This is a genomic window from Shewanella sp. 3_MG-2023, assembly GCF_030548765.1.
Lineage (GTDB): Bacteria > Pseudomonadota > Gammaproteobacteria > Enterobacterales > Shewanellaceae > Shewanella.
In genome coordinates this window covers 104,976-122,507 of the sequence record NZ_JAUOSH010000012.1, presented here as the reverse complement: position 1 = coordinate 122,507, position 17,532 = coordinate 104,976, and the positions used below count along the sequence as shown (strand labels likewise).

Genomic DNA, 17,532 nt, shown 5'->3' with positions numbered 1-17,532 from the left:
CAACAAATCGAATAAGGCCTTATGGAACCCGCAATTCTCATTGTTACGCTATTATGTGGCATGCTTGTTAGTCGAGTCGGTTTACCACCACTAATTGGTTATCTTGCAGCAGGTTTTTTACTGTTTATTTTTGGGATCCAAGATGAAAGCTTGCCACTGCTGCAGGAACTAGCTGACCTCGGCGTCATGTTACTGCTGTTTGCTATTGGGCTTAAATTAGATGTCAAAAGTTTACTCAAATCTGAGGTGTGGGCCAGTTCCAGTTTGCACTTAATTGGCTCGATATTATTCTTTTTACCCATCTTAAAATTGCTGGGATTAGTAGGGCTAGACAGGCTAGTTGATTTAGATATTGATCAGCTGTTACTACTGAGCTTTGCCTTAAGTTTTTCAAGTACCGTATTTGCCGTCAAAGTGCTGGATGAAAACGGTGATAGCCAAGCCTTGTATGGCCGTATCGCCATTGGTATCTTGATTATGCAAGATATCTTCGCAGTGCTATTCCTCACCATTTCAAAGGGTGATTTCCCCTCCATTTACGCCTTAGGTTTATTGCTGTTACCACTAGTTAAACCACTAATTTATAAAATATTCGACCGCGTTGGCCACGGCGAAATGTTGATTTTATTTGGCCTGACTATGGCATTAGTCATGGGCGCTTGGCTGTTTGAAGCCGTTGGCTTAAAGCCGGATCTAGGCGCATTGATTATTGGTATTTTACTGGCAGGCCACGCTAAAGCGTCCGAGCTTTCTAAATCAATTTACTACTTTAAAGAGCTGTTTTTAGTCGCGTTTTTCTTAACCATTGGTTTAAATGGTTTGCCAACCATTGCCGATGTGGGCCTAGCTGGGTTACTGGTGCTATTAGTGCCGTTTAAAATCATGCTGTTCTTTATATTATTGACCCGCTTTAAGTTGCGTTCTCGTACCTCGCTATTTGCCTCATTCAATCTAGGTAACTACAGTGAGTTTGGCTTGATTGTTGCTGCGGTAGCCGCATCAAAAGGCTGGTTACCTGCCGAGTGGTTAATCATTTTAGCAGTAGCCTTGAGCATCAGTTTCTTAATTGCTGCGCCCCTTAATGCGGCGGTCAACAAGTTCTATCAGCGCTACCATAAAACCTTTATCACCCTTGAAAAACACCCGCTACACCCTGAGGATAGACAAATTCCTGTGGGTAATCCGCGCTTTTTGATTTTAGGGATGGGCCGGATTGGCTCAGGTGCTTACGATGAGCTGCGCGCTAAATACTCAGGCGAAATACTGGGGATTGAACACAAGCAAGAACTGGTGGATTTTCATCGCTCTGAAGGCCGCAATGTGGTGCAAGGCGATGCTAGCGATACCGATTTTTGGGAAAAGCTTGAGCGGGCACCGGGGCTTGAATTGGTGCTATTAGCCATGCCACACCATATTGGTAATATGTTTGCGGTAGAGCAACTTAAAAAGCTCGATTACCAAGGTAAGATCAGCGCCATTGTGCAATATTCTGAAGATGCAGAGTCACTGAAAGAGCAAGGGGTTAACAGCGTTTATAACCTTTACGAAGCTGCAGGTGCTGGTTTTGTGGACAATGTTATTCATGAATTACTTGAGCCAAACACAGAGGAAGAATCAGAAGCGAGCGTTGATAAAGCCAGCGCAGCCACTGAAATCACCCCTAACTTGAGCAAGCCATAAGCGTAAATAGTTAGCGATATCCTCTATTCGCTATGCTAAACCGATAAGCGCCTTATTAACATTAAGGCGCTTTTTTATTGTTTAAAATGCGCTTTTATATCAATCAGCCAAGGTTAGCCAGCGTCGCTATTTGGGTGGTTATAAAGCCAGTTTATACCTCAAATTTGTTCTGCCAATAAAACAGTCAACGTAAACCCTTACATTAACATACCTCTTTAGTAGTACAAAGGCATTGAAATTACTGTTATTTCCACAAAACCGACTACTCTTAAGCTGCAAATTGTATCAATCGAGTTTTCAGTAGTTACAGCCACTGGCAAGTCGTGATATAAATCACATTATCAATTTAAAATTTAATACTTTTATACCGCTTAGGTAACTTCGTAACTCGACATTCTTTGGAACTGTAACTGTATGTCAAATCCTGCTCAAAAAGCCATGAAGTTGTTTGTACAAACATTTGGAACTACGGCTGACGACCTGTATCAAGCACCAGGTCGTGTCAATATTATTGGCGAACACACGGATTATAACGAAGGATTCGTTTTACCCGCTGCAATTAATTTTCACACTGTTATTGCGGTTAAACATCGTAGTGATAACACCTTTAGAGCCGTGACTGATGCCTTTGCTGGGCAAATCGAACAATGGCGTTTTGGTGAAGAAAACGCCATTGAAGAAAACGCCATTGAAGAAAACGCCATTGAAGATAAAGGCAGTTGGGGAAATTACCTAAAAGGCTTTACCGCCTCAATGGCTCAATCTGGGCTTAAAGCTAAAGGCATGGATATTGCCATTGTCGGCAATGTGCCACTGGGCGCAGGCATGTCGTCATCAGCAGCTCTTGAGGTGGCCTTTGGCACTGCCATTAGCTACGCCAGCCAACTGCATTTATCGCCATTAGCCATTGCACAAATTGCCCAACGTGGAGAGCACAGGTTCATAAAGTCAGAATCTGGCATTATGGATCAAACCATTAGCGCACTGGCGGTGGCCGATCACGCCTTATTGATTGACTGCTTAGAGTTAGACGGCCGCGCAATAGCGATTCCTGACAGCTTAAGTTTGCTGATTGTCGATCCTAGCATCGATCGCCAGCTGTTAATTGACCGCTTTGATGCCCGTAAACTGCAATGTCATCAGATTAATGAATTGCTTGGAGTTGAGTCACTAAGGGAAGTCAGCCTTGGCCAGCTAAACAGCGCGAAAGCTAGCTTAGGTGATGAACTTTATCATCGAGCTAAACATGTATTAACTGAAAACCAACGCACTGTGAATGCCGCCCGCGCTCTAGAGCAACAAGATACTGCCCGTTTCGGCCAATTAATGGCCCAATCACAACAATCCATGCGCGATGATTTTGACATCAGCACCCCTGAGATTGATGCCTTAGTGAAAATAATTAAAGATATCATTGGCACCAAAGGCGGCGTAAGAATGAGTGATGGTTGCGTGGTAGCGCTTATTGATCATGAGCTAACCGATGCTGTGGTCAATGCCGTTGAGCAGCTATATCCACAACAAACATCCTTAGAACCAATTATCTATTTATGCTCTGCCAGTGGCGGCGCAGGCAGAATTGAATAAGCAATTCTATTGCTATAAGAGGCATTAATGTTACAAATCACCACACTTGAACCATGGCAAGATCCTCGCGGAGGATGGGTAGAACGTATTCGAGTCGACAACGGCAAGGTTGCTATTGAAGTGTTAAGTCTAGGGGGAATTATAAACGCCTTATGGACTGAAGATAACCAAGGCCAGCGAGATAACATCGTTTTAGGCTGTGATAGCGTCAGCGATTATTTAAACCAGCCGGCTTATTTAGGCGCCATTGCAGGGCGATACTCTAACCGCATTGCTAATGGTCAGTTGCAGTATCAAGGCAACCACTATCAGCTCGATATAAACCAAGCGACCAATTGCTTACACGGTGGCGCTGAAGGTTTTCATTTAAAGCATTGGCATATGCAAGCCCTTGAAGACGGGGTGAGATTAACCCTTGATAGCCCAGATGGTGATATGGGCTTTCCGGGTAATTGTACGGTGCAATTAGATTATCGCTTGGCTGACAATAGTTTACTCATTGAAATGCAAGCAAGTGTCGATAAGGCCTGCCCTATTAGCCTCACCCAGCACAGTTATTTTAATTTAGAAGGCGCTGATAGCTTAACTAATGCAGCGCATTTGATCCAAGTGGATGCCAAGCAATATTTGCCAATGAATGAAGTGGGTATTCCAACTTCAATTGCTGCGACCACTGGCAGCGATTTAGATTTAGCCCAAGCCACTGCATTTGCTGTGCAAACTCAGCGACCTGCTCTTGCTGCCACCAATGGTTTTGATCATTGTTATGTGCTTAACAATGCTGAGCAAGTCTGTCGATTTGGTTGTCTTTCAAGCCCTAAAACTGGCCGCACCATGACGATTTACACCAATCAACCTGGGGTGCAACTGTATGGCGCTAACTTCCTTGAAGGCGTAAAAGGCTTTGACGGCCGTATTTACCAGTCTCACCAAGCGGTATGTATTGAACCACAAATGCTGCCAGACTCACCTAATCAAGCCGATTTACCCGGTAAGCCTTGGATAGAGCCAGGACAAGTTTATCGCCATGTGAGCCGTTACGAGTTTGGGGTGATTTAAGCCTAAGCGATTACTGTTGAGCGATTAATTGACTAATAAACAGCCAATAAAAATGGAGCTATGATTTATTATCATGCTCCATTTTTTGTCTTTAGCACTTTATGCTAATCGTCACTGTCATCACTGATACCGAAGTCGGCATCAGCATCTTCAAATTCCATTTCACTGTCATCGACATCGACATCGATAATCTCATCCACCGCTGCAACTTTTTTGGCTTTTGAGGCTGGCGCAGAGTCTGGCACTGAAGATAATTCGATATGCGCTTCATGTTTTGCCATAAACTCAGCTCTAGCAGCAAGCCATGCTGCTTCATGCTCAGCTTTGGCGGCTGTTAACTGCTGGGGTTCCAGCTCATGCAGGTTAACCTTAACGATATCCTCTACGTACTCGCCAATCGTGTTACGACTAACATTAAATAAGTAGATCCGACCGGGAGACGCATCGGGGAGTCGGTTGTCATGGACGACAATTGAGGTGCCACGTGGAGTACGAAGCTCACCATACCAAACTTGTTTTTTTGCAGTGTTATACATATATGCTAATGCCCTTAAATCAACACATACCTAAAAAATGTGCATTTTAGCAGCACACAGTTTATTTACTAACCTCTACGCAACGCGCATGATTATTGAGGATAATTAATCAAAAACTTATGAAAAAATCAATATATTATTAATGAAGTTTTTTATATTTTTGCCATTTTTTGCCAGTGCCATATCGCCATCGTCTTATGCTGCAAATCATCTGAGTTATGATTTTCCCAAGGTGTTATGCACCCAGTGTAATTTAGCGGCGCTGCAAGCTCTAATTTAGTTCAAATATGACAGCCTTCAAGTCAGCTATGATAAAAAGACTGTTTTGAATTTGATGCCTTACTATTGCCTAATTCTTGCTTAGGTCTTGTTTGTTTACATCTTACTTGTTTAGGTTTTGCTCATTTAGGTTTAGGCTTCGCCTAGCTGCAGAATAATCTTGCCTCTATGCTGACCTGACTCCATATATTGATGCGCTTTTACGACCTCATCAAACGGGAACACTTTATCAACCCGGATCTGCACTTGTTTAGCATCCAGTAATGGCCATAGCTGTGCTAATAATCCAGCGGCGATGTCAGCCTTAGCCTCGACACTTTGCGGCCTAAGCGTTGAGCCAGTCCATTGAATGCGTTTGGCCATAATGCTAAAAATATTCACTTCTGCTTTAGCGCCGCGCTGGGTTGCCACTGATACCATGCGGCCATCAAAAGCCAATACCTTTAAATTGCGGTTGATGAAATCACCACCCGCAATATCTAGCACCACATTGACCCCTTCAGCTTGTGTTGCTGCAAGGATAGGCTCAACAAAATCATCTTTATGGTAATTAACCGCCATACTCGCCCCTTGGTCGAGACAATATTGGCATTTTTCATCGCTACCTGAGGTAACAAACACTTTAGCGCCTAGGGCTTTGGCAACTTGTATGGCGGTGGTGCCAATACCGCCAGAGGCGCCGTGGATCAGCACTGTTTCACCGGCTTTAAGCTTGGCGCGATTAACCAAGTTTCCCCAAACCGTGAAACAGGTTTCCGGTAAGGCCGCCGCTTGTACAAAGCTGTAGCCTTTGGGGAGCGGTAAGCAATGTGAGGCGTAAGTGATCACTTGCTCTGCATAGCCACCGCCAGGCACTAAGGCACAGATCTTGTCGCCGATTTGCCATTGCGTGACATCTTTAGCCATTGCAATGACTTCCCCTGCCACTTCCAAGCCTAATATCGGGCTAGCACCTTTTGGCGGCGGATATGCGCCTTCTCGCTGCTTAATGTCTGGGCCATTAACCCCTGCAGCATGTACTTTTATGATCACTTGCCCAGCTTTAAGCCTAGGTAATGCTGAATGGTTAAAGCGCATCACTTCAGCTGCGCCCGTTTCATTGTAAATCACATGCTTTATGCTGTTTACGATCATTTGGCCCGTCCATATTATTTATTGCGTCACAAAAAAATTAACTTTTCGCTAGCAAACTGTCGTTTTAGGTTACTATATTTACTGAAAGTGGCTAGATTTAATTCAACTAACTGAATTTAAGCAAGCACTAGGTTTAATAGCGGAGCATAGTGCGGTGAAAACTAGCTAAGTAAGGCTGCGCCATTAGCACTTATTCTATTGAGGCCAACACTACCGTGAAATATATTATCTCTCTACTACTGGTTTCTTCATCCCTTGCAGCCAAGCCTGTATTGATCGCATCGGATATTTGGTGCCCTTATATTTGCCAAGATCACACCGGTTATGTCACTGAACTGACTCGGCGCTCATTTGAAGTCATGGATCAACAGGTGCATTTTATTGCGGTACCTTTTAATCGCGCTTTAAAGGAAGTTAAAATTGGTAATATCGATGCCATTCTTGCAGTTACACCAACCCATATTGAACAATTTAATTTATATACCGACACACTGATTGTTGGCTATACCAGCACGGATTTTTATACTCGCGCAGACGCTTCATGGTCATTTCAGCAATTAGACAGTCTTGATGGTGCGCTAGTGGGGATTATCGGAGGTTATGACTACGGCGAGCAGCTCAATGATAAAATTAGCCGTTCAACCGACTTTTACGCCGCCACGGGAGAGCAACCCATGATGTTGAACATTAAGCGCCTCGTAAATGGCCGATTTGATGTGATACTGGGTAATAAAGTCGCTATTGAATATACTGCATACAAAAATGATGTAGCTAATCAAATCAAATACGCCGGTTCATATGGTGAGCCAACGCCTTTATATGTAGGCTTTAATCCTAATCAAAGCCGTATCGCAGATGTGTATGCTCAAGGTATTGCTAAATTAAAGCGCTCTGGTGAGTTTCAACAAATTTTAGATAAATACCAAATTAAAGCACCTGAAAATATGCCGCCATTAGGCCTTTAATGATTAAATTTAACCAAAGCCATTTAAACAACATACTTTATAAACCATATACTTAGACATTCACCAATAAGCATTCAGCTTATATTAGCCCGAGTCAATACCGGCCATGAGCCTCAATCATAGTCAGATAATCAATTCGCGATAACCGCGTTCAAGCTGTGCCTAACCTCCTATTTAACATTAAAAACTTTGATAATAGATTTTACTAATACTATATATTGACCTATGGTATTTAATTAGTATTTGCTGTTAATGCCAGCTTATTTTCCGCGTATCAATATTTATTAATTACCAACAGGCTCAAATCATGCAGCAGCTCAACACTGCTTTTTAAACAGCTAGCAATAAAGGAATATAATAATGTTTTGGATAATTATTGCTCTAATATGGTTTATCACCCTTGCAGGCTTGTTATTATTTAATTTTCAGGCTTCTGCTAATAGAAAAAAAGAAAGCTATACCAATGTGCTGTTTAATGCCAAAAGCGGGAATGTCGCTATTCAACACTGCTTTTATTTAGCTGATGCCCAGCAAACAGCTAAACGCATCATTGGGGCTGATAGCGATTTAGTCAAAAACCCACAAAGCAGAAAAGCGTTTGCTGACTACGTGCAGACAAACTTTCACATTGCAGATAACAATCAGCAATTATTGCAGCTTGAATACCTAAATTGTGAAATCAAAGGTGACTACCTATGGCTTTACCAACAAACCACGCTAGCAAAAAGCGTTATCGGCAACGATCCCAAGTCGGTGGGCTTTTACATCAAAATCGCCAATCAGTTAACATTGTGTCCCAGCCAATTGAGCAATATTAATGTTGAGCACAACAAACAAGTCAAAGTAATGCATATCAGCACCGATAACAAATGGCAACACTTAGCATTAGACACAGATGTCGCCTAAGTGGATCTGCTAGGCCTTATGCAGCACGCAACACTGACATATTAATCGCTGACAAAAGAGACTATATGGTCTCTTTTTTATTGGTAGAAAAGAAACTCTTTAGCCTTAAAAAAGTTTATAACCCTTAAAAAGTCCCTCTTTAATCCTCTCCTACTAGGATCTTTTTTAGACAAATTGATCTAGCTCAAAGATATTGTAACTTGTGTTAATTTAATGTTGCCTTACAACTATAAACAGGCAAACTGGAACTAGCTAAAAACAATAAATAAACCTTTTAGGCTAGCAAGTTAACACGCTGTTTGGCGGTTAGTATTTAGCAATCAAAGGAGAAGGAATGACAGGGTTAGTTAAGCTTTTACAATCCATGCTCGGCAGTTTTAAAGATCTTATTCCCATCATAGTCGTGGTGAGTTTCTTTGAAATATTTATCCTCCAACAAGCACCCGATAACTTATTTTCCATTCTTGTAGGCTTAGTATTTATTGTTCTTGGGCTAACCTTTTTTGTCTTTGGTTTAGAAATGGGCTTATTCCCCATTGGTGAATCATTGGCACACGCACTCGCCCGTAAAGGCAGTACCTTCTGGCTGGTGACCTTCTCCTTTTCTTTAGGTTTTGGCACCACCTTAGCAGAACCCGCTTTAACCGCTGTCGCCGCTGAAGCAGCCCAAGTTGCAGCAGATGGCGGCGCTATCAAGGCCACTGAGGCGGCCATGGACAGCTATGCCATGGGACTGAGGTTAACCGTGGCAGTATCGGTGGGTTTAGCGATTTTATTAGGGGTTATTCGCATTGTGAAAGGCTGGCCAATTCATTATCTGATCATTGGTGGCTACATCATAGTGATGGTGCTCACCAGCTTTGCGCCTGAGAATATTATTGGTATCGCCTATGACTCTGGCGGCGTAACCACCTCAACCATTACAGTGCCGCTAGTAACTGCTCTCGGCGTTGGCTTAGCCACTGTGATTAAAGGACGTAACCCCATGCTTGATGGTTTTGGGCTAATTGCCTTCGCCAGTTTAACCCCAGTTATTTTTGTACTGCTTTACGGGATGATCTTGTAATGGTTACCAGCAATCGTCGTGTTTTGACTACTGTTATAAATCAAAGTTGCGCCGACAAGGAGTGTTATGAATTGGATTAGCCAGCTATTGGAAACCTTACTGCTTACCATGCGTGATGTGGTGCCAATTGCGACTATTTTATTTGGCTTTCAGCTGGGTGTACTCAAGCGCCCCATTGCCAATTGGAAAACCGTGGTCTTAGGTTTTGTGTATGTGATCTTAGGCTTAAGCTTTTTCCTGGTCGGCTTAGAGTTAGCGCTATTTCCCATTGGTGAAAACTTAGCGGATCAACTCACCTCCCCCAGTATTTTGCACCCTGATGGCTCCGCTGGACCGTTCATTTGGCAAGATTACCTGTGGGTTTATGTGTTTGCAGCTGCCATTGGCTTTAGTACCACCATTGCTGAGCCGTCATTAATTGCGGTGGCGATAAAAGCCAATGAAGTCTCTGGTGGCACCATTAGTATTCAAGGCTTGAGAATTTCTGTGGCCATTGGGGTCGCTTTTGGGATCTCACTAGGTTGTTTTCGTATTGTGGTTGGTGATCCTATTCACTACTACATCATGGCTGGCTATGTGGTAGTTGTAATTCAAACATTTTTCGCGCCGAAATCGATTATTCCTTTAGCTTATGATTCCGGCGGCGTCACCACTTCTACCGTGACTGTGCCCCTCGTGGCCGCACTCGGTTTAGGGCTTGCCTCTAATGTTGAAGGCCGCAATCCCCTTATTGATGGTTTTGGCTTAATTGCCTTTGCTAGCTTATTTCCAATCATTGCCGTCATGAGCTACGCCCAAATCGTAGCCTTTGTTGACCAACGAAAATCCGCCAAGGAGTAACCCATGCGATTTAAATTAATTGTCGCTTTTGTTGATGATATTAGTACTGAAGCGGTACTGGATGCCGCCAGAGAAGCTGGTGCCACAGGTGCCACTGTAATTAACCATGCTCGCGGTGAAGGACTAACTAAAAAGAAAACCTTCATGGGGCTAGGCTTAGATGTACAACGGGACGTCATTTTATGGCTAGTTGAAGAGCATATGAGCCGACATATTTTAGAAACGATCTGTGAGGTGGGCGGCTTTAATACTCACCCAGGTCAAGGAATAGCAATTCAAATTGATGTTGAAGATGCCGTTGGTGTTGCTCACCAAGTTGCAAAACTCACTGATGATATAAAGGATCAAATATGAAACCATCAACGCCAATAAAAAACCGTGATATTTTGATGAATGATTACGCCATGATTGATGGCCTACTTACCGTCAGTGAAGCCATTAATATTGCGATGGCAAAAAACGTCACTATTTTAGTGATTAACAAACGCCATGAGCATGATGAATACGGCATATTGTTACTCAGTGATATTGCCAGAAAAGTATTAGCCACTGATAAGTCACCAGAGCGGGTTAATGTTTATGAAATCATGATAAAGCCTGTGATGTCAGTATGCCCAGATATGGATATTCGCTATACCGCCCGCTTATTTGATCAATTCCAGATCAACAAAGCTCCTGTCATTGAACAAGGCAATATTATTGGCTTTGTCACCTATAACAATATTGTCTTAAAAGGCATGGTTAACAATGCCAGTTGATCACTCAAGATCGTGACTCGTCACCTCTAAATAGCTATCGCAGCCAATAAAAAACCCAGCAAAAATGCTGGGTTCCTCATAATAATTCGTAAAATACGTGTTTAATTTAACACTTTTACATTTAACGTGATCTAGAACGGGATATCATCATCCCAATCACCGCCTAAATCAGGTGTAGTATTTTGTGGCTGTGGCGTTGGCGCTGGGCGCTGTGCTGGAGCTGGTTGTTGAAAACCACCTTGCTGCTGCGCAGGAGCAGCTTGCTGATATCCACCTTGTGCAGGTTGGTGAGCTGGCGCTTGTTGGAAGCCACCTTGTGCTTGTTGGGCAGGCTGCTGAGCTGGCGCTTGAGGCTTAGGCGTGTAAGCAGGCTTTTGCGCTTGAGCTGGTTGTTGGAAACCACCTTGAGCTTGTTGCTGCTGACCATAACCACCTTGAGCTTGCTGAGGAGCACTTTGTTGCGGCGCGTTACCGTAACCTTGGTTCATGCCACCTTGCTGACCACCACCTTGACCGCGGCTATCAAGCATTTGCATTTCCATCGCATTGATTTCAGTTTTATAGCGATCTTGACCTGTAGTCTGATCTTGCCATTTACTGGTTTGCAATTTGCCTTCTAAATAAACTTTAGAACCTTTCTTTAGGTATTCGCCAGCAACTTCAGCTAAACGACGGTACATGACGATATTGTGCCACTCGGTGCGCTCTTGCTGCTGACCCTGTTGGTCTTTCCAAGTTTCACTTGTAGCTACAGTAAAGTTGGCTACGGCATTACCGTTTGGCATGTAACGAACTTCAGGATCTTTACCTAAATTACCAACCAAAATTACTTTATTTACACCACGACTGGCCATCGAAAATCTCCTGCGATTTTATCTATTATCTAATCTAAATTACAAAACTGAGCGATCAAAACGATCTAATTGACAGAGCCTAACACAGCTCGCGCTTCACTCAAATCGAATTGATCATCAACTTTCAAATAAGCTGCTCTCTCTTCCATGACGACAATGGCTTCTGCTACCCCAGATAGCTGTGATAGCTGGGTTGCCATGTCTTTCGCCTGATTTCTATCTTTAACTTGTGCCTCAAGGGTATAGCTTTTTAGCAGTACGGGTTTTTCCATGCCTATGGTTAATAATAACCAAATAAACATCAGTCCAAGTGCCACATAAAATACCCCTGCAGCGCCAACCAGCTGATAAGCTCCGCCACCTAGCATACCGCCACAAAATGCCCCTAAAAATTGGCTAGTGGAATAAACGCCCATAGCTGAGCCTTTATCGCCCACCGGACAAAATTTAGCAATTAAACTAGGCAATGACGCCTCAAGATAATTAAAACCAGTGAAAAATAACACCACAGCGGCACTTAATACCCAGAGGTTATCAGCATAAGATCCCATAGCTGCCAATGCCAGCATCATGATCATTAGTGATATTTGGAACATGGTTTTAGTGTTGTTACGTTTAACACCAATAATAATTAACGGCACCATTAAGAAAAACGCGCCGATAAAGGCAGGGAAATACAGCATCCAGTGTTTTTCTTTTACTAAACCTGCATCCACTAAATCTAATGGCAAGGCCACAAATACGGCGGTAAGCACTAAATGCAAAATAAAAATCCCTGCATCGAGTCTGAACAGTTGCGGGTCCATTAACATACGCTTTAATTTAGTGGGCGTAGCAACAGTATCGCCTTTGGGCGCTTGTGAGACTGGGTTAGGTACCAACACCTGCACAATGATCATGCCCACTACCGCTAAGATAGCGGTTAAAAAGAATAGCCCTTCTAAACCTGCATATTGGGCCACTATCGGCCCTGCAAGCAATGACAATGCAAACGAGAAACCAATACACATGCCAATAATAGCCATCACTTTAGTGCGTTGCTCATCGCGGGTTAAATCGGCGGCCAGCGCTAACACTGCAGCGGCAATAGCACCCATCCCTTGAATGGCTCGGCCAAGCACAACCCCATAAATATGATCTGACATTGCAGCAACCACGCTACCTATAGCAAACACCACCAGCCCAGCCAAAATAATCGGCTTACGGCCATATTTATCTGACAACATGCCCATGGGAATTTGTAACACTGCTTGGGTCAAGCCATAAGCACCGATAGCGATACCCACCCATAGAGGTGAAAAACCCTCTAAATGTTGGCCGTAAAGCGCGAATACGGGCATGATCATGAATAAGCCCATCATTCGTAAACCAAACACGCTGGCTAACGAAAATGCGACTTTCTTCTCAATGCCTGATAATCCATTGTTGGCCATTCAGTTGCCCTTAAATTGTGTATCTATAGAAAAATGCGAGTTGCGCATATTATCACAGCGTTCTAATTTAGCTCAAAAGGAATAATGAACCAACAGGCAACTGTTTGTCGTATTTGTTAATAAGGTTAAACAAACAGGTTATAATGTGTTTTATATCCCAGTCGTTTTTTTATGGTTTCAGCCGCTATTAGTCTGGCTCCCTGGGTACATTTAGTGTCACCAATACTGTATAAAACACTGTATAAGCTAGTTAATTAACGATACACTAACGGCTATTTACTAAGCTAACTCAAATTTTGCTACTTTGACAAGGTAGCTAAAACAACCTCTAGAGTGATGAATGGATACCATTGAAATTCGCGGTGCACGAACCCACAATCTTAAAAACTTTGATTTAACCATCCCCCGAGACAAACTTATTGTCATCACAGGTTTATCTGGCTCAGGTAAGTCATCGTTAGCCTTTGATACCTTATATGCCGAAGGCCAGCGCCGTTATGTTGAGTCACTATCAGCCTATGCGCGCCAGTTTTTAAGTTTGATGGAAAAGCCTGATGTGGATCATATCGAAGGCTTAAGTCCTGCAATTTCAATTGAGCAAAAATCCACATCCCATAATCCACGCTCAACCGTGGGTACCATCACTGAGATTTATGATTATCTTAGACTGCTGTTTGCCCGTGTTGGTGAGCCGCGCTGCCCAACCCACGGCCAAGCATTAACCGCGCAAACGGTCAGCCAAATGGTAGATAAAGTATTGGAACTGCCTGAAGGCAGTCGCCAAATGCTATTAGCTCCCGTGGTCAAAGCCCGTAAAGGTGAACATGTAAAATTACTCGAAAGTTTGGCTGCTCAAGGTTATGTGCGCGCCAGAATTGACGGTGAGGTTTGTGATTTATCCGATCCGCCAACCCTTGAGCTACATGTTAAACACACCATTGAAGTGGTGGTTGATCGCTTTAAAGTGCGTGATGATTTAAAGCAGCGCTTAGCAGAGTCTTTTGAAACGACGTTAGAGTTATCAGGCGGTATTGCTATTATTGCCGACATGGCCGGAGAAGCAGACGAGTTGATGTTCTCGGCTAACTTTGCCTGTCCATATTGTGGCTACTCCATGGCAGAGCTTGAGCCACGTATTTTCTCATTCAATAATCCCGCTGGCGCTTGTCAAACCTGTGATGGTTTAGGTGTGCAGCAGTACTTTGATGCAGAAAGAGTGATTGCCAATAGCGAGCTGTCATTAGCAGGCGGGGCGATTAGAGGCTGGGATAAACGTAATTTCTATTACTTTCAAATGCTCAGCTCCTTAGCTGAACATTATAAATTTGATGTCGAAACCCCCTTTGAGCAGTTAAGCGCTAAAGTACAAAAAATTATTCTATCTGGCTCAGGTAAGCAAAACATTGCCTTTAAGTACATTAACGATCGTGGTGATGTGGTTATTCGTAATCATCCATTTGAGGGGATCCTCAATAATATGGATCGCCGCTACCGCGAAACTGAAAGTAATTCGGTACGTGAAGAGCTATCAAAGTTTATTAATACCCAATCCTGTAAAAGCTGTGACGGCTCGCGTTTGCGTGAAGAAGCCCGTAACGTATTTATTGGCGAGTTAAACTTACCGCAGCTGACTCAGTGGTCCATCGGTGAAGCCATGAGCTATTTCACTGAGATTAAATTCGAAGGGCAAAAAGCGCAGATCGCTGAAAAAATTCTTAAAGAAGTTGGCGATCGTTTAGGCTTCTTGGTCAATGTCGGCCTTAACTACCTAAGCTTAGACCGCTCAGCAGATACTTTATCAGGGGGTGAAGCCCAGCGTATTCGCTTAGCCAGTCAAATTGGTGCCGGCCTTGTGGGCGTAATGTACGTGCTGGATGAACCTTCAATTGGCTTGCATCAGCGCGATAACGAACGTTTACTGCAAACGCTAATACACCTGCGTGATCTCGGTAATACCGTGATTGTGGTTGAGCATGATGAAGACGCAATTCGCATGGCTGATCATGTGATTGATATTGGCCCCGGCGCAGGCGTTCACGGCGGCGAAATCATTTGCTCTGGGCCTCTGCAGGCCATTCTCGACTGTAAAGAGTCTGTCACTGGCCAATATATTTCTGGCACCAAGCAAATCCACATTAGTGATAAACGCACCCCAATGGATCCGAAAAAAGTCATTGAGCTATGCGGCGCCACTGGTAATAACCTTAAAAATGTCGACTTAACCATTCCTATTGGTTTATTTACCTGTATTACTGGGGTATCAGGTTCGGGTAAATCAACCTTAATTAACGACACCTTTTATAAAATTGCCCACAGAATGCTAAACGGCGCTACCATTGATGAGCCTGCAGCCCATAAAAGCATTACCGGCATGGAGCAATGCGATAAGGTGGTTGATATTGATCAAAGCCCAATCGGGCGAACACCGCGTTCAAATCCTGCTACTTACACCGGCATATTTACCCCTATTCGTGAATTATTTGCTGCAACTCAAGAGTCTCGAAGCCGCGGTTACTTACCGGGTCGCTTCTCTTTTAACGTTAAAGGTGGCCGCTGTGAAGCCTGTCAGGGTGATGGCTTAATAAAGGTTGAGATGCACTTTTTACCAGATGTGTATGTGCCTTGTGATTCCTGTAAAGGTAAACGCTATAACCGCGAAACCTTAGATGTTAAATACAAGGGCAAAAATATTCACGAAGTGCTGCAAATGACCATTGAAGAAGCGCGTGTTTTCTTTGATCCAATCCCTGCGATCGCAAGAAAACTGCAAACCTTAGTGGATGTAGGCTTGGCGTATATTTGTTTAGGTCAAAGTGCGACAACACTGTCCGGTGGTGAAGCTCAACGAGTGAAGTTAGCAAAAGAGTTATCCAAACGTGATACCGGCAAAACCTTATACATTCTTGATGAGCCCACTACAGGCTTGCACTTTGCTGATATTCAGCTGCTACTAGATGTGCTGCATCGCTTAAAAGCCAAAGGCAACACCATAGTGGTCATTGAGCATAATCTTGATGTGATTAAAACGGCAGATTGGCTAGTGGATCTAGGCCCTGAAGGCGGCTCCGGCGGCGGCACTATTTTGGCAAGCGGAACCCCTGAAGAGGTGGCAAAACATAAAACCTCCCATACTGCACGCTTTTTAAAGCCGCTATTGACCAAGAAGGCTGCGGCCCCAAAAGGTGTCGCTAATAAAGGTGTCACCAATAAAAGTAGCGTGAAGAAAACTCCAGCAAAGAAGGCCACTAAAGCCAAATAGCGATTACACTGTTAGTAATTGCACAGAATACACCTGCTGCGGTATGCGCACCATTGAGTTAGTTTACTCATCAAGCCAGAGGGATATAAATGGAATTTTACCAAAATACTCTGGCTTATTTATCCTCGGTATTAGCATCATTTCTGCAAAAATATCATGTTCAAAAACCACCCTGTTTCACTGTGTCGATTAGATTGACGCCAGTGGCATTGTGTTTTTTGCTAAGCGGCTGCGCTTCGCAAAACTGTGGAAATGACACTTCCAGTCAATGGGCTGATAAAAATCAACTCATCGAAGATATTCGCATATTAACCAGTGATGATTTGGCTGGCCGTAAAACCAATACCATAGGTGCAGAAAAAACCCGCCAATACCTAAGTGCGCGCTTTATTGAACTGGGGTTATCACCTTGGCAAAAAGAATTTATGCTGCCATTTGTTTATCGGCAAAACTTTGCTGATAAACAGGGTATTAACCTCATTGCCACGATTAAATCAAAGCAAGCATCCCAGCGCTGGCGCATTATTACCGCCCACTATGACCATTTAGGCAGTCGTGGCAGTAAAGTCTTTGCTGGGGCTGATGATAATGCTTCAGGCATTGCTGCAATGTTAGCGATTGCAAAGCAATGGCAGCAAGATGGCGATCCGGCGGTTAACTTAATGCTAGTTGCCACCGATGCTGAAGAGCCGGGGTTATTTGGCTCATACGCGCTAGTTCAGCAACTGTTAACACTGCCAGATATGCAGCTAGAAATGTCGCTAAACTTAGACATGATTGGCCACCCTTCTAGACCCAAAGCCATTTATATTGAAGGGGAGCAAAATGTATCTCAATTTAAGCAGATAAAACACCAGCTCCAAGACTATAATAATCTATGTGTGAGACAGAGTCGTTCAAGGCTAAATGATGGCAGTATGCTCAAAATTAATTGGCTGCGAGCATCAGATCATTACCCGTTCCACAAAGCTGGTATTCCTTGGCTCTATTTAGGCGTGCCAACCCATAAGCAATATCACACTGTTGAAGACACCTTAGATACTATCGATATTAACTTTTTAGCAGCAGTCACTGAAACGGCATTCACGCTACTTAAACTGGATAAACAGCGCATCATTGTAAAGCGCTAGAAATTGAGCACTAAGGCGATTACTGCAACTGCATTTGCGAAAAGGC

Annotated in this window: 15 protein-coding genes; 11 read left to right on the top strand and 4 right to left on the bottom strand. The window is 43.5% G+C overall.

Translation table 11 applies throughout. The annotated features are described in order from the left end of the window. Positions 1-21: 21 nt before the first annotated feature. The 3 genes from Q4591_RS09100 to Q4591_RS09090 all read left to right on the top strand — a co-directional run bounded on the left by Q4591_RS09100 (position 22) and on the right by Q4591_RS09090 (position 4,326). A complete protein-coding gene (locus Q4591_RS09100) occupies positions 22-1,680 on the top strand; it encodes a cation:proton antiporter family protein (RefSeq protein ID WP_102439570.1) in 1,659 nt (552 codons plus the stop codon). A gap of 414 nt (positions 1,681-2,094) precedes the next feature. After that, positions 2,095-3,267: a galactokinase gene (gene galK, locus Q4591_RS09095; protein ID WP_303460654.1), complete on the top strand. Its 1,173-nt coding sequence runs from the start codon at positions 2,095-2,097 to the stop codon at positions 3,265-3,267. A gap of 27 nt (positions 3,268-3,294) precedes the next feature. Continuing rightward, positions 3,295-4,326, top strand: coding sequence for an aldose epimerase family protein (locus tag Q4591_RS09090; RefSeq protein WP_102439572.1), 1,032 nt, complete (start codon positions 3,295-3,297; stop codon positions 4,324-4,326). A 104-nt stretch (positions 4,327-4,430) separates the two neighbouring features. On the opposite strand, the gene Q4591_RS09085 is transcribed toward Q4591_RS09090, so the two are convergent. Continuing rightward, positions 4,431-4,862 carry a hypothetical protein gene (locus Q4591_RS09085; protein ID WP_102475475.1) on the bottom strand — a complete coding sequence of 144 codons (432 nt, stop codon included), beginning with the start codon at positions 4,860-4,862 and terminating at the stop codon, positions 4,431-4,433. Positions 4,863-5,273: 411 nt separating this feature from the next. Continuing rightward, on the bottom strand, positions 5,274-6,275 hold the full coding sequence (locus tag Q4591_RS09080) for an NAD(P)H-quinone oxidoreductase (RefSeq protein WP_102439574.1): 1,002 nt from the start codon (positions 6,273-6,275) through the stop codon (positions 5,274-5,276). 215 nt (positions 6,276-6,490) lie between these two features. Here Q4591_RS09080 and Q4591_RS09075 point away from each other — a divergent pair, with 215 nt between their 5' ends. The 6 genes from Q4591_RS09075 to Q4591_RS09050 all read left to right on the top strand — a co-directional run bounded on the left by Q4591_RS09075 (position 6,491) and on the right by Q4591_RS09050 (position 10,810). Beyond that, on the top strand, positions 6,491-7,240 hold the full coding sequence (locus tag Q4591_RS09075) for an ABC transporter substrate-binding protein (RefSeq protein WP_303460650.1): 750 nt from the start codon (positions 6,491-6,493) through the stop codon (positions 7,238-7,240). A gap of 360 nt (positions 7,241-7,600) precedes the next feature. Continuing rightward, the gene (locus Q4591_RS09070; RefSeq protein WP_303460648.1) at positions 7,601-8,146 is read left to right on the top strand and encodes a DUF6702 family protein; all 546 of its coding nucleotides are present in this window, start codon (positions 7,601-7,603) and stop codon (positions 8,144-8,146) included. Positions 8,147-8,480: 334 nt separating this feature from the next. Beyond that, the gene (locus Q4591_RS09065; RefSeq protein ID WP_076538618.1) at positions 8,481-9,212 is read left to right on the top strand and encodes a DUF1538 domain-containing protein; all 732 of its coding nucleotides are present in this window, start codon (positions 8,481-8,483) and stop codon (positions 9,210-9,212) included. Positions 9,213-9,278: 66 nt separating this feature from the next. After that, on the top strand, positions 9,279-10,052 hold the full coding sequence (locus Q4591_RS09060) for a DUF1538 domain-containing protein (protein WP_303460646.1): 774 nt from the start codon (positions 9,279-9,281) through the stop codon (positions 10,050-10,052). A gap of 3 nt (positions 10,053-10,055) precedes the next feature. Then, complete coding sequence (locus Q4591_RS09055) at positions 10,056-10,406, top strand: P-II family nitrogen regulator (protein WP_076538613.1); 351 nt, start codon at positions 10,056-10,058, stop codon at positions 10,404-10,406. Continuing rightward, positions 10,403-10,810 (top strand): CBS domain-containing protein, encoded by a 408-nt coding sequence (locus Q4591_RS09050; protein WP_102439578.1) that lies wholly within the window; start codon positions 10,403-10,405, stop codon positions 10,808-10,810. Before Q4591_RS09055 ends, Q4591_RS09050 begins: the two co-directional genes overlap by 4 nt. A gap of 131 nt (positions 10,811-10,941) precedes the next feature. Here Q4591_RS09050 and Q4591_RS09045 read toward each other — a convergent pair whose 3' ends face one another. Next, complete coding sequence (locus tag Q4591_RS09045; protein WP_102439974.1) at positions 10,942-11,664, bottom strand: single-stranded DNA-binding protein; 723 nt, start codon at positions 11,662-11,664, stop codon at positions 10,942-10,944. Positions 11,665-11,729: 65 nt separating this feature from the next. Beyond that, on the bottom strand, positions 11,730-13,097 hold the full coding sequence (locus Q4591_RS09040; RefSeq protein ID WP_102439975.1) for an MFS transporter: 1,368 nt from the start codon (positions 13,095-13,097) through the stop codon (positions 11,730-11,732). Between the two features lie 340 nt (positions 13,098-13,437). Here Q4591_RS09040 and uvrA point away from each other — a divergent pair, with 340 nt between their 5' ends. Beyond that, positions 13,438-16,356, top strand: coding sequence for an excinuclease ABC subunit UvrA (uvrA, locus tag Q4591_RS09035; protein ID WP_102439976.1), 2,919 nt, complete (start codon positions 13,438-13,440; stop codon positions 16,354-16,356). Positions 16,357-16,445: 89 nt separating this feature from the next. Then, positions 16,446-17,486, top strand: coding sequence for a M20/M25/M40 family metallo-hydrolase (locus Q4591_RS09030; protein WP_102475471.1), 1,041 nt, complete (start codon positions 16,446-16,448; stop codon positions 17,484-17,486). Positions 17,487-17,532: the final 46 nt, after the last annotated feature.

Coding starts and splice junctions, on each gene's coding strand:
- Q4591_RS09085 (WP_102475475.1), bottom strand. CDS start 4,862: ATGTATAACACTGCAAAAAAACAAGTTTGGTATGGTGAGCTTCGTACT.
- Q4591_RS09030 (WP_102475471.1), top strand. CDS start 16,446: ATGGAATTTTACCAAAATACTCTGGCTTATTTATCCTCGGTATTAGCA.
- Q4591_RS09065 (WP_076538618.1), top strand. CDS start 8,481: ATGACAGGGTTAGTTAAGCTTTTACAATCCATGCTCGGCAGTTTTAAA.
- Q4591_RS09045 (WP_102439974.1), bottom strand. CDS start 11,664: ATGGCCAGTCGTGGTGTAAATAAAGTAATTTTGGTTGGTAATTTAGGT.
- Q4591_RS09090 (WP_102439572.1), top strand. CDS start 3,295: ATGTTACAAATCACCACACTTGAACCATGGCAAGATCCTCGCGGAGGA.
- Q4591_RS09060 (WP_303460646.1), top strand. CDS start 9,279: ATGAATTGGATTAGCCAGCTATTGGAAACCTTACTGCTTACCATGCGT.
- Q4591_RS09080 (WP_102439574.1), bottom strand. CDS start 6,275: ATGATCGTAAACAGCATAAAGCATGTGATTTACAATGAAACGGGCGCA.
- Q4591_RS09040 (WP_102439975.1), bottom strand. CDS start 13,097: ATGGCCAACAATGGATTATCAGGCATTGAGAAGAAAGTCGCATTTTCG.
- Q4591_RS09050 (WP_102439578.1), top strand. CDS start 10,403: ATGAAACCATCAACGCCAATAAAAAACCGTGATATTTTGATGAATGAT.
- galK (WP_303460654.1), top strand. CDS start 2,095: ATGTCAAATCCTGCTCAAAAAGCCATGAAGTTGTTTGTACAAACATTT.
- uvrA (WP_102439976.1), top strand. CDS start 13,438: ATGGATACCATTGAAATTCGCGGTGCACGAACCCACAATCTTAAAAAC.
- Q4591_RS09100 (WP_102439570.1), top strand. CDS start 22: ATGGAACCCGCAATTCTCATTGTTACGCTATTATGTGGCATGCTTGTT.
- Q4591_RS09055 (WP_076538613.1), top strand. CDS start 10,056: ATGCGATTTAAATTAATTGTCGCTTTTGTTGATGATATTAGTACTGAA.
- Q4591_RS09070 (WP_303460648.1), top strand. CDS start 7,601: ATGTTTTGGATAATTATTGCTCTAATATGGTTTATCACCCTTGCAGGC.